Raw genomic sequence first — 12,500 nt, 5'->3', positions numbered from 1 at the left:
GTGCTTGTATGGGTGCGGAATGAGCAGAGGGAGACGCGCGAAGGACGGGATCCGCTGAATGCTGGACGACGCCTCCCTGTCCGTGGCCGCGGCCGCCGGCACGGCCGTGACCGAAGCCGTCGGCACCGAGGCATGGCCCGCCGTGCGCGCCGCGGTGGCGCGGCTGCTGGGCCGGGGCACCCCGGGCGACGAACAGACGCATCTGGCGCGCCTGGACCGCGACATGACCGCCCTGCTGGAAGCGCACGACGAACGGCTGCGCATCCGGCTGGAGTCGGCCTGGCAGACCCGGTTCGAGATGCTGCTGGACGGGGCGGCGGACAGCGAGCGTACGGAACTCCTCGCGCGACTCGGGGAACTGGTGGTGCTCGGGCACGGCCGCTACGCCCTCGCCGCGCAGCCCGGACTGTCGTCGACGGCGCCCGCCGTGCCCGTGCCGCCGTCACCGGTTCCGTCCCTCTCGCCTTCTGCTCCTCCGCCGCCTTCTGCTCCTCCGCCGCCTGCGCCCTCCCCGACCGCCGAGGCGTCCGGACCCGACGGCACGGTCCACGCTCCCGTGCTCGTCGGCAAACTCCCCACCGTGGCGGGGCCGTTCCGCGAGCGGCCCGACGCGGGCCTGCCGGACGGGCTGTGGGACGAGCCCTCGGCCACCTGGGCCCTCGTCGGGCCCCCAGGGGTGGGCAAGACGCGGCTCGCCGCGCAGCTGGCCCGCCGGGTGCTGCGGGACGGGGCGGCCGATCTCGTCGTGTGGATGACCGCCACCAGCGAGGACGCGGTCGTCTGCGGCTACGCCGAGGCGGCCGAGGCCGTCGCCGGGCAGGGCAGCGACCAGCCCGAGCACGCGGCGGAGGCGTTCCGCTCCTGGCTGAGCTGGACCGACCGGCGCTGGCTGGTGGTGCTCGACGGGCTGCCCGGCTCCGCCGAACTGCACCACCTGTGGCCGCCGGAACGGCCCAACGGCCGCGTCCTCGTCACCACCGGCCACGCGGGGTCCCTGCCGGACGGCAGCAGACGCCTGGAACTCGGGCCGTGGGACGAGACGGCCGCCGCCGACCAGCTGACGCGCGAACTCGCCGAACTCGGACGGACGGACGCCCCCGCGCGGATCGCCGTCGTGGCGGCCGACCTCCGGCAGCACCCGCTGGCGCTGTCCATGGCCGCCGCCCACCTGGCGTACACCGGCCTGGAGTGCGCCGCGTACCGCGAGGCCCTCCGCGAGGCCCTCCGCGACGTACCGGAAGAGCCGGCCCCGAGCCTGCCGGACCCGTCGGGCCGCACCGCGCCGCCCGGCGCCGAGACCTCCGGCGGACCGGGCCCCGACCTGGTCACGGCCTGCTGGTGGCTGTCCGTCACGACGGCCGACCGGCACGCCGCCGGCCTCGCCCGTCCCCTGCTCGAACTGGCCGCCGTGCTCGACCCGCACGGCGTGCCGGTCGCGGTCCTCACCAGCGGACCCGCCCTCCAGTACCTCGCACGGCGCCGGGCCCCGTCACACGGCGGCTCCCCGCGGATCGCCCCCTCGGACGCCCTGACCGCCCTCGACGTGCTGCACCGTCTGCGGCTGGTCGAACGCGGCGGCGACGCCGAGCACCCGACGGTACGCCTGAGCACTCTGGTGCAGAACGCCGTCCGTGCGGCGGTGCCGCCCGAGGACCGGGACGCGCTCGCCCTGAGCGCGGCCGACGCGTTGCGCGCGGTGTGGCGTACGGCGTCGGGCGCGCCGCGGTCCCCGCTGTGCAGGGCGTTACGGTCGGCCACCGACGTCCTCGCCGGGCACGCGCGTGAGGCCCTCTGGCAGCCGCAGTGCCACCCCGTGCTCTTCCAGGCCGGCCGGAACCTCATCGCCGCCGGGATGGTCCGCGCGGCCCGGGTGCGCTGGGAGTGGCTGCACGCCGCCCTGCACCACCGCTTCGGCCCGGACCACCCCGACACCCTCGCCGCCCGCGGCCACCGCGCCCGGGTGCGCGGCGCGTCCCAGGACGCGCCCGGAGCCGTCACGGCCTACCGCGAACTCCTCGACGACCTCGTCCGCGTCCTCGGCCCCGACCACCCCGACGTGTTCACCGTCCGGGACAACCTGGCCCTCTGGCAGGGCGTCGCGGGCGACCCGGCGCGCGCGGCGGCGGCCTACACCGACCTGCTGGCCGACCGGCTGCGCGTGCTCGGACCCGACCACCGCGACACCCTCCTCACCCGCCACAACATCGCGCTCTGGCGCGGCACGGCGGGTGACGCGGCGGGTGCGGCGGCCGCCTACGCCGAACTCCTCGACGACATGGGCCGCGTCTTCGGCGTGAACGACCCCGCCGTGCTCGACACCCGCGACCGGCTGACCGAGTGGCGCAACCGCGCGGCCGACGCGGCGGCCGCCGCCCGGGCCCCGGTGAGCCCGGTGCCCGAGCCGGCACACGCGCAGCAGCCGGACCCGGGGTTCTGGGCACCGCCCGTGCACTCCGCCGAGACCGGGTCGGACGGAGTCGGCCCCGCCGCCCTGCCCGCCCTCTCCGCCGAGCGGCTGCTGCTCGAACCGTCCTGGGCCCGGCGGCTGCGCCTACGGCTGACCAGGCGCGGACCGGAGGCCCGCGAGCAGCGATCCGGGGCCGACGTCCTGCGCTCGCCCCTGGCCGGCTGCCACCGCATCGCGGTGATCAGCCTGAAGGGCGGCACGGGCAAGACCACCACGGCGGCCGCGCTGGGCGCCACGCTGGCGGGCCTGCGCGACGACCCGGTCATCGCGGTGGACGCGTCCCCGGAGGGCGGCACGCTCGGCCACCGGGTGGGCCGCGAGAAAGGCTCGACCGTCCAGGACCTGCTCCACGCGCTGCCGGAACTCCACGGCCCCGATGACATCCGCGGGTTCACCGCCCGTGGCCCGGAGGGCCTGGAGGTCCTCGCACAGGACGTCGCCGCGGCGCTGTCCGTGCCGTTCGGCATACAGCAGTACCAGCGGGTCGTCGACGCGCTGAGCCGCGCCTACCCGATCATCGTCACCGACTCCGGCACCGGCCTGATGCACGAGACCATGCGGGGTGTCCTGGCCCTCGCCGACCAGTTGGTCGTCGTCGCCACCGCGAGTGTCGACGGCGCGGAGGTCGCCTCCGTGACCCTGGACTGGCTCTCCGCGCACGGCCACGCGGAGTCGGCCCGCCGCGCGCTGGTCGTACTCTCCGGGGTGCACGCCGGGTCCTCCCTGGTCCGGACGGACCGCATCGTCGAGCACTTCGCCCAGCGCTGCCGGGGCGTCGTCCGCGTGCCCTTCGACGAGCACCTGGCCACCGGCGCCGGCCTCGACCTGACCCGCCTCCGCTCGGAGACCCGCCGCGCGTACCTCGACCTGGCCGTCCAGGTCGCCGAGGGCTTCCACCGCCCCCAGCCGACCGCGGCCAACACCCTTCAGCCGTCGGGACCTTCACCGTCGTCCGAGGCTTCACCGTCGTCCGAGGCTTTGCCGTCGCCTGGGCCGTCTCCGCTACCCAAGTCTTCGCCGTCGTCCGGGCATTCGCCGTCACCTGGGCCTTCGCCGTCGCCTGGGCCGTCTCCGCTGTCCGAGTCTTCGCCGTCGTCCGGCCCTTTGCCGTCGTCTGGGCCTGTGCCGTTGTCTGGGCCTGTGCCGTTGTCTGGGCCTACGCCGTTGTTCGGGCCTGTGCCGTCGTCCGGGCCGCCGCCGCTGTCCGGCCCGTGGCCATCGTCCGGCCCGTGGCCATCATCCGGCCCGTCGCCGTCCTCCGGGTCTTCCCCGGCGTCCGGCTTTCCGGCGGTGTCCGCTTCCGCGACACCGAGCGACCCGGACCCCTCGGCACCAGCCCGCCCGGCTCCCGCTGTTGCCTCACCCGACCCGGAGCCCTCGACACCGGCCGCCCCGGCACCCGCGGCCCCACGCGACCCGGACATCCCGCCGCCGTCCGTCCCCGTCCCCCCGCCACCGTCAGCCCCAGCCTCCGTTCCCCCGCCACCGTCAGCACCGGCCCCCGTCCCCCCGCCCGCCGCAGCCCCGGACCCCTCCGGCCGCCCGGCCGCCCCCAAGCCCCCCGGCCGGCCCCGCCGTCGTCCCCGGCTGACCCTGGTGGACGACGTCGTACGGCCCGGCGTGCCCGCCACGATCGAGTTCCGGCTGACCACCGTCGGACCGGCGGAGGCGCCCCCGAGCGCTCCGGAGAGCGTCCTGGTGATCGCCACCACCCGGTCCGCCGCGACCCTGGAGCCCTCCGCGGCCGACTGCGTGACGGACGCCGGGCCCGCCCGGTTCGTCTTCACCGCCCGCGACCCGGGCGAACACCGCCTGCGCTTCACGGTGTACGACCCGGACTACGGCAGGGCGCTGCAAGTCCTGGAGACCACCCTGCCGGTCCCCGACCCGGCCCCGGAACCCCTCGGAAGGTCGTGACCCATGGCCGTCGAGCTGAACGCCGACATCGTCCACGACCCGTCGGGGGAGTACACCCGCTGGCCCTCGGACCACGGGCACCGGCCGCTGGACCTCACGGTCACGCTCAGCGTCTGCACCGACGACCGGGTGCTGATCCACGCCTACCCGAGCGGCCGACGCGCGCCCCGCACCCGTGTCCACCGCGCCTGGCTCCATACGTCCGCCTCCGCCATCCGCGCCGAGGCCGACCGGCTGCGGCAGTTCTGGTCGGAGAACGTCGTCCACCACCGGCCGGTCGACGCCGACGGTATGCCGCGCGGCCCGTACACGTTCGCCGACGCCTGCGACCTGCGACCGCACCGCGACACCGTCGACCCGCTGCTCGAAGAGCTGGCCGTGCAGGGCAAGCGGGTGCTGGACAAGCTGCTCGCGGGCGCGGGGAACGAGCTGGAGCCGTTCCGGGCCTTCCTGCTCGGCGAGTTGGGGCGGGAGGGCCTGCGGGTCAGTTTCGACTCCGAGCTGTACCTGCCCTGGCCGATGCTGGCCGTGCGCCCCGACGGAGCCGGCGGGCCGCCCTCCTTCCTGGGCCACCGGCACCAGATCGAGCAGACCGGCGCCCCCTACGCGCCGTACCAGGCGCCGCCGGCCACCCGTTCCACGCCCGCGACGAGCCTCAACACCGACACCAGCCTCGACGGCGTCGGCCGCTCCGACGCCGTGTACGACCTGCTGCGGGTGGCGTCCGACCTGACCGTCCGCACCACCGCCGAGGAACTCTTCAAGTCGCTGCGCAGCCCGCACTTCGACGAGGACCTCATGTACTTCTGGTGCCACGGCATGTTCGTCGAGCGCGGCGCCCACCGCACGGTCGGGATCCGGCTCTCCGACGGCAAGCTCATCGACGCGGACGCGGTGCACCGGTACCGCGAGGAGTGCCGCGACTCACCCGGCGCCGCCTTCCGCCCCTTCGTGCTGCTCAACGCCTGCCACGCGGGCGAGGCGGCGGCCACGGCCGAGCTGGAGTACCTCGGGAACGCGTTCATCGAGAACGGCGCGGACGGGGTGCTGGGCCCGCAGATCGAGATCCCGCAGGTCTTCGCCGCCGAGTACGCGCACGCGTTCATCGAGCGGTACCTGTACGGCGACGAGACCGCGGGCGAGATCTGCCACCGGCTGGTCCGCCACTTCCTCGACGACCTGCGCAACCCGCTTGCGCTGGCCTACTCGCTGCACTGCGGCATCGACAGCCGCCTGGAAACCCGACCGCCCACCACACGACCGCTGCTCGCGACGCACCAGGACGGCTCCGCCCGCCCGGCGGCCGCCATACCGTCCCAGGCCATCGCGTCCCCGAGCATCCCGCCCGGCCCGTCCGCGTCCCCGACCAGGTGACGGGCGCCGCCCGCGTTCCGCCTCCGTCCCTCCGCCGCTTACGATGCGGCCAGCCGTACGACGGCTCCGCACACCCCCGCCCACCGCCCCAGCCAGGAGCACCGTACCCGTGTCGATACCCCCGCCCCCCGGGAACCAGCCGCCCCAGGACCCGTACGGCCCGCCGCCGGCGAACTGGGCCCAGGGACCGCAGGGTTACGCCCCGTACGGCCCCGCGGGCCGCCCGTACGGCACCCCGGTCTCCGTCAACGCGCTCGCCGTCACCGCCCTCGTGCTCGGCGTGCTCTGTTTCCTGCCCGCCCTGGGGCTCGTCCTGGGCCTGATCGCGCTGCGGCAGATCAAGCGGTCCGGCCAGAGCGGCCGGGGCCTGGCGATCGCCGGTGCGGTGCTGTCGTCCGTCGGGATCGTGCTGTGGACGGCCGTGCTGGCCACGGGCGCCGCCTCCGACGCCTGGGAGGGCTTCAAGGACAGCGCGCAGGGCAACGAGAGTCTTTCGCTGGAGAAGGGCGACTGCTTCGACGCGCCCGGGGGCCTGGAGGGCGACACCTACGACGTCGACCGGGTGTCCTGCGAAGGCAGGCACGACGGCGAGGTCTTCGCGGTCGTCACGCTGCCGGGCGGCTCCTTCCCGGGCGATGCCGAGATCACCGACATCGCCGACGAGAAGTGCTACGCGTTGCAGGACCAGTACGCCATGGACACCTGGGCGATGCCCGCCGACGTCGACGTGTACTACCTCATGCCGTCCCGGGACAGCTGGCGCTTCGGCGACCGCGCGATCACCTGCGTCTTCGGCAACACCGAGGCCAGGGCCGGGCTGACCGGATCGCTGCGCGGCGACCCCACGACCTTCGACGCGGACCAGGTCGTCTTCCTCTCCACGGCCAACGCCCTCGACACGGCCCTGTACGAGGAGCCCGAGGACACCCCCGAGGACGACCTCGCCGGCCACCGTGCCTGGGCCGCCCAGGTGCACGACGTGCTCGGCGAGAACATCGAGGCCCTGCGCGGCCACTCCTGGCCGTCCGGCGCCCGAGGGCCCGTCGGCGCCCTGGTCGCGGACCTGGAGGAGGCCCGGGAGGAGTGGGCGAAGGCGAGCGAGGCCGCCGACGCGGACACCTACTACGCGCACTACGACAAGGCCTACGCGTACGTCGACGGTCCGGCGACGGTCACGGCGCGCAAGGCCCTCGGACTGGCCACCACCCCGCCGACGTACGAGGAGGACGAGAGCGGAGCGTCGGAAGCGGAGGTGTGACGGCCGCCATAGCGGGGAGAAAGTGCCTGCGTAAAGCCCTCAGGGCCAGCATGTCATCACATCGAGTGATTCTCTGGCCTTTGCTTGCACGGCACAACCTACGGTTGCCACGCTGTTGCTGTCTGTACAACCTGATGGGAGCGGCCAGTGACATTCGGTGAGCAGCCGGCGTACTTGCGTGTCGCGGGTGATCTCCGCAAGAAGATCGTCGACGGTCAGCTGCCACCGCACACCCGCCTCCCCTCCCAGGCCAGAATCCGCCAGGAGTACGGCGTCTCGGACACCGTCGCCCTGGAGGCCCGCAAGGTGCTCATGGCGGAGGGCCTGGTCGAGGGCCGCTCCGGCTCGGGGACGTATGTGCGGGAGCGGCCCGTGCCCCGGCGCATCTCCCGGTCCGGCTACCGCCCGACCAGCGGGGCCACGCCGTTCCGCCAGGAGCAGGCCGACGGCGAGGGGCGCGGCACCTGGGAGTCCAGCAGCGAGCAGTCGGAGGCGAGTGTCGCGGTCGCCGAGCGGCTGGGCATCGAGCCGGGCGACCGGGTGATGTGCACGAGGTACCTCTACCGCGAGAGCGGCGAGGCGATGATGCTCTCCACCTCCTGGGAGCCGCTCGCGGTGACGGGCCGTACGCCCGTGATGCTGCCCGAGGAAGGCCCGCTCGGCGGCATGGGCGTCGTCGAGCGCATGCGCGCCATCGACGTGATCGTCGACAACGTCACGGAGGAGGTCGGTGCCCGCCCCGGCCTCGCCGAGGAGCTGCTCGTCCTGGGCGGTGTCCCGGGCCATGTGGTCCTGGTCATCCAGCGGACGTTCTACGCCTCGGGCCGCCCGGTCGAGACGGCCGACGTGGTCATCCCGGCCGATCGGTACCGGGTCGCCTACCACCTTCCGGTCAAGTAGCGAACGCTCCCATCCGCCCCGGAGTGCGCTCCCCACGCGCCCCGCTCACACGGCCGCCCTGCCCGTCACCGGTGGCCGGAGCGGTCCCCGCTCCCTCGCCGGTCCTCGTTTCCGCAGATCGCTCTCGGTGTATGCGGTATGCCTCCGACTCGATGCATCGGGGTGTGCGGGCGGCGCGTTTTTCGGCGTGCGCCCCCTGCGTTCTGGCTGGTTGCGTACCTCTTAGTGAAATCCCGTATTCGCTGCGTGAAGGTTAGGCGTAGGCTCAGGCATATGCGCATTGCGGTTTCCTTATCGGGTGGGGCACGGCACAGGCCGCGGGTGGGAAGTGGAGGGGCGCGATGAACGACAGCACGGTCACTCTTCCCTGGCTCGTGATACGCGAGGACGACAACGGCAACCGGTACCGCGTGGGCCGGTACGCGACCCGGGCCGAGGCCCAGAAGATCGCGGACAGCCTCGACGGCCGCGGCCACAAGCAGCTCTACTGGGTCGAGCGGCTCGGCCAGAACGGCTCGGCCGCGGCGACCCACGACTGACTCACGCGGGGGCCCGGGGAAGGGGCCCCGGCCAGGCGCGCCCGCGGACCGAATCAGGCGTGCCCGCCGGCCGAATCACGTGTTCGCGCCGCCTCCCGTAGGCTCCCCCGCATGAGTGAGCGGATCGTCGTAGGGGCCGCGCTGCTCGATGGTGGGCGGCTGCTGGCTGCCCGGCGCAGTGCGCCCGTCGAGCTGGCCGGGCGCTGGGAGTTGCCCGGCGGCAAAGTCGAGCCGGGCGAGACGGCCGAAGCCGCACTCGTGCGGGAGTTGCGCGAGGAACTCGGCGTCGACGCCGAGGCGGGCGGCCGGGTCCCGGGGGAGTGGCCCCTGAAGCCGCCGTACGTGCTCCACGTGTGGACCGCGCGGTTGCGGCCCGGTTCCCCCGCTCCCGAAGCCCTGGAGGACCACGACGACCTGCGCTGGCTCGGCCCCGGCGAGATCTGGGACGTGGACTGGCTCGACCAGGACGTGCCGGCCGTGCGGCAGACCCTCGCGCACCTGGGCGGCCTCGACGCCGACGCGGGGGAAGTGTCCGGCGCCTGAGGCCGACCGGGGGCGCGCGGAGCAAGGCGACCGCGATATGGGCGCCCGTACGCCTTTCGTGCCACGGTGCGCCGCGTCGCGCGGTACTCCGCCCCGAATGTCGGGTATGTGCCTATTAGCCCCACGAAACCGGACATGGGTGGGCCCGCTGCTGGGAAGTGATCGGCGTGATCGACACCGAAGGTGACCGCGCCGAATGGACCTTTCCCGCCGAGCCGGGCGCCGTGCGCACCGCCCGCCAGGCCGTCCGCGGCCAACTCCGCGGCTGGGACCTCGACCGCCTCGCCGACCTCACGGCGCTGCTCGTCAGCGAGTTGGTCACCAACGCCCTGCGACACGCCACGGGCCCCATCGGCGTCCGCCTGGTCCGCCCCTCGGGTCTGGACGGCGTCCTGCGGGTCGAAGTCTCCGACCCGCTCCCGGCCCCGCCCCGCGAACGCGCCGCCCGGCCCGAGGACGAGAGCGGACGCGGACTGCAACTGGTGGCGTCCTCCGCCCGCCGCTGGGGCACCCGGCCCGGGGACGCCGGCAAGACGGTGTGGTTCGAACTCGCGGTCCGGGAGTGAAAAATCGGTGTACGTACGCCCTACCGCTGTCGAGCGATTGGTTCAGGCCAGTGGCGGTTGCCATCGGACGTGATTCGACGACGTGTCCCCTGGTTAGAAGACTGGAAGTGTTCTCACGGTCCGGACCGAAAACCATCGGGACCGTGCTGTGATCGTGAACACCGTGTTGTGCGGCACCGTAGTGCTGGATACTGCGGGCAGCCGCCCCCGGTGACCGGTGCCGGACGCGGTGAGCTGGAGGGGACGGTTCGCGTGAGCGAGATACCAGCGAAGGCCACGGAGTCCGAGGACCCGTCGGAGGGCGCGAGGGCGAGGGCCGCGGACGGCCTGGCCTCCGCGGTGGGAGGTGCGCTCGCGGCCGACGGCGTGCAGCCCGGGGACGCCATGTGGCAGAGCAGTCCCCCGGGATCCATCTACGACTACATCAAGGTCGCCTCCTTCTCCATCGGCCCCGACGGGCTCGTCGACCAGTGGAGCCTGCGCGCCGAGCACCTCTTCGGCATCCCCGCCGAACGCGCCCTCGGCATGGACCCCATCGAGACCTTCATCGACCCGCGCCACCGCGAGCGGGGCATGCGCAAGATGGCCGAGATCCTCGACGGCCGCGAATGGACCGGCGTGGTGCCCTTCCGGATGCCGAAGGACGCGGGCGAAGGGGAGTGCGGCCACGAGGGACTCGCCGAGGTGTACGTCATGCCGACGCGCACCGAGGACGGCGAGAAGGCCGCCGTCTGCATCGTCGTCGACGTGCGCACCCTGCGCAGCATCGAGACCGACCTCGCCGCCTCGCAGGCCATTTTCAGTCAATCCCCGTTCGGTTTCCTGCTGATCGACCCCGACCTGCGGGTCCGCCGCGTCAACGAGCGGTTCGCCTCCGTCTTCGGCGGTACGTCCGACGACCACCGCGGCAAGGGCGTCCACGACTACCTCCAGCGCGGCGAGGCCGAGCGGGTCGCCGCCACGCTGCGCCGGGTGCTGGAGACCGGCAGCTCCATCACCGACATGCACGTCACGGGCTTCGTCCCCGGCTCCGACGAACGCCGCCACTGGTCCGTCAACCTCTACCGCGTGCACAGCGGTTCGGGCCGCCCCATCGGGATCGCCTGGCTCGGCATCGACATCACCGCCCGCCGCGCCGCCGCCCGCGAGGCCGCGGCCGCCCGGCGCAACCTCGCGCTGCTGAACGAGGCGGGCGCCCGCATCGGCAACTCCCTGGACCTGGAGACCACGGCCCGCCAGCTCCTCGACGTCGTCGTCCCCGGCTTCTGCGACCTCGCCACCGTCGACCTCTACCAGGGCCTGCTGGTGGGCGACGAGACCCCGCCCGGACTCGCCGACGGCAGCGCCGAGCTGCGCCGTGTGGCCTTCGCCAGCGCCGTCTCCGACGCGCCCTTCGCCGGCACCGGCGTGCCCGTCGCGGTCGGCGCCGTCCACCACTACCCGTTCAACTCGCCCTGCGCGGACGCCCTGCGCACGGCCCGCCCCCAGACGGTGCCGGGCGAGGACGGCGGCCTGGTGCAGTCCACGCTGGCCGTGCCGATGGTCGCCCACGACACGGTCGTCGGCCTGGTCCAGTTCGCCCGTACGAAGGGCAGCGAGCCGTTCGGCGACCGGGACCGCGACCTCGCCGTGGAGCTGGCGGCGCGCGCCGCGGTCTGCATCGACAACGCCCGCCTCTACCGGCGCGAGCACGAACGCGCGCTGATACTGCAACGGTCCCTGCTCCCGCCCGGCGACCCGGAGGCCTCCGGCCTCGACATCGCCTGCCGCTACCTGCCCGGCAACGCCAACACCGGCCGGCCCAGCGAGGTCGGCGGCGACTGGTTCGACGTCATAGAACTCCCCGGACACCGCACCGCGCTGGTCGTCGGCGACGTCATGGGCCGCGGCCTGCGCGCCGCCGTCGCCATGGGCGAACTCCGCACGGCGGTCCGGACGCTGGCCCAGCTCGACCTGGAACCGGCCGAGGTGCTCTCCCAGTTGGACGAGATCGCCCGCGGCCTCGGCGCCCCCGGCGGCGTCCAGCAGGCGACCAGGGCGGCCCGCCGCCCCCGCGAGGCGGACCTCTCCGAGGTCTACCTGGCCACCTGCGTCTACGCCGTCTACGACTCGGTCACCCGGCGCTGCACCTTCGCCAACGCGGGCCATCTGCCGCCCGTGCTGGTCGAACCGGGCGAGCCGGCGCTGATGCTGGACGTGCCGCCGGGCATGCCGCTCGGCGTCGGCGGCGAGCCCTTCGAGGAGGTCGAGGTCGAACTGCCCGAGGGCGCCCTGCTCGCGCTCTACACGGATGGACTGGTCGAAAGCCGCGACCACCCCCTCGACGAGGGCCTCCAGGCCTTCGTCAGCGCCCTCTCGGACCCCACCCAGCCGCTGGAGGACGTCTGCGACCACGTCCTCAACACCCTGGACACCCACCACGGCGAGGACGACATCGCGTTGCTGATGGCACGTGTACAGGGCCTGCCCACCGAGTCCGTCGGCGACTGGACGCTGCCGCGCGAGCCGCGCAGCGTGGGCCGGGCCCGCGAGTACGCGCGCGCCCAGCTGCTCAGCTGGGACCTGGAGCCCTTGGTCGACACCACGGAGCTGCTGGTCAGCGAGCTGGTCACCAACGCCCTGCGCTACGGCGAGGGCGAGATCCGCCTCCGCCTCCTCCTCGACCGCACCCTGGTCTGCGAGGTCTGGGACTCCGGCCTGGTCCAGCCGCGCCGCCGCCGCGCCCGCGACACGGACGAGGGCGGCCGCGGCCTCCAGCTCGTCGGCCTCCTCAGCGCGGCATGGGGCTCCCGCCGCACGCCGCGCGGCAAGACGGTCTGGTTCGAACTCCCCCTCCCGGACGGCGGAAACGGCCTGCCGGATCCGGCGGAGGCACTGCTGAGCCTGTTCTAGCCGGCCGGTGAGCCGCGGCCGTCACGGCCGGGCTCGCCGGGCTC

Annotated in this window: 8 protein-coding genes; all 8 read left to right on the top strand. The window is 74.0% G+C overall.

What is annotated here, in order from left to right:
* Nucleotides 1-58 precede the first annotated feature (58 nt).
* Nucleotides 59-4,384, top strand: coding sequence for a hypothetical protein (locus tag ACSUPV_RS14135; RefSeq protein WP_436947593.1), 4,326 nt, complete (start codon nucleotides 59-61; stop codon nucleotides 4,382-4,384).
* Nucleotides 4,385-4,387: 3 nt separating this feature from the next.
* Nucleotides 4,388-5,758, top strand: a complete 1,371-nt coding sequence (locus ACSUPV_RS14130) for a CHAT domain-containing protein (RefSeq protein ID WP_359792710.1) — start codon at nucleotides 4,388-4,390, stop codon at nucleotides 5,756-5,758.
* Between the two features lie 109 nt (nucleotides 5,759-5,867).
* Nucleotides 5,868-7,016, top strand: coding sequence for a DUF4190 domain-containing protein (locus ACSUPV_RS14125; RefSeq protein WP_436947592.1), 1,149 nt, complete (start codon nucleotides 5,868-5,870; stop codon nucleotides 7,014-7,016).
* A gap of 147 nt (nucleotides 7,017-7,163) precedes the next feature.
* Nucleotides 7,164-7,916, top strand: coding sequence for a GntR family transcriptional regulator (locus ACSUPV_RS14120; RefSeq protein ID WP_031119611.1), 753 nt, complete (start codon nucleotides 7,164-7,166; stop codon nucleotides 7,914-7,916).
* Nucleotides 7,917-8,257: 341 nt separating this feature from the next.
* Nucleotides 8,258-8,455, top strand: a complete 198-nt coding sequence (locus tag ACSUPV_RS14115; RefSeq protein WP_436947591.1) for an SPOR domain-containing protein — start codon at nucleotides 8,258-8,260, stop codon at nucleotides 8,453-8,455.
* 111 nt (nucleotides 8,456-8,566) lie between these two features.
* Nucleotides 8,567-8,998, top strand: coding sequence for a (deoxy)nucleoside triphosphate pyrophosphohydrolase (locus tag ACSUPV_RS14110; RefSeq protein ID WP_037757745.1), 432 nt, complete (start codon nucleotides 8,567-8,569; stop codon nucleotides 8,996-8,998).
* Nucleotides 8,999-9,156: 158 nt separating this feature from the next.
* The gene (locus ACSUPV_RS14105) at nucleotides 9,157-9,564 is read left to right on the top strand and encodes an ATP-binding protein (RefSeq protein WP_031119608.1); all 408 of its coding nucleotides are present in this window, start codon (nucleotides 9,157-9,159) and stop codon (nucleotides 9,562-9,564) included.
* Nucleotides 9,565-9,816: 252 nt separating this feature from the next.
* Nucleotides 9,817-12,456: a SpoIIE family protein phosphatase gene (locus ACSUPV_RS14100; protein ID WP_037757747.1), complete on the top strand. Its 2,640-nt coding sequence runs from the start codon at nucleotides 9,817-9,819 to the stop codon at nucleotides 12,454-12,456.
* Nucleotides 12,457-12,500: the final 44 nt, after the last annotated feature.

This window comes from Streptomyces sp. SudanB52_2052 (assembly GCF_964272415.1).
Classification (GTDB): Bacteria; Actinomycetota; Actinomycetes; order Streptomycetales; family Streptomycetaceae; genus Streptomyces; species Streptomyces olindensis.
This window is presented reverse-complemented; position numbering and strand designations above follow the sequence as displayed.

Bases quoted from the DNA above. Each gene is read 5' to 3' on its own strand.
- ACSUPV_RS14115 (WP_436947591.1), top strand. From the start codon at position 8,258: ATGAACGACAGCACGGTCACTCTTCCCTGGCTCGTGATACGCGAGGAC.
- ACSUPV_RS14130 (WP_359792710.1), top strand. From the start codon at position 4,388: ATGGCCGTCGAGCTGAACGCCGACATCGTCCACGACCCGTCGGGGGAG.
- ACSUPV_RS14135 (WP_436947593.1), top strand. From the start codon at position 59: ATGCTGGACGACGCCTCCCTGTCCGTGGCCGCGGCCGCCGGCACGGCC.
- ACSUPV_RS14110 (WP_037757745.1), top strand. From the start codon at position 8,567: ATGAGTGAGCGGATCGTCGTAGGGGCCGCGCTGCTCGATGGTGGGCGG.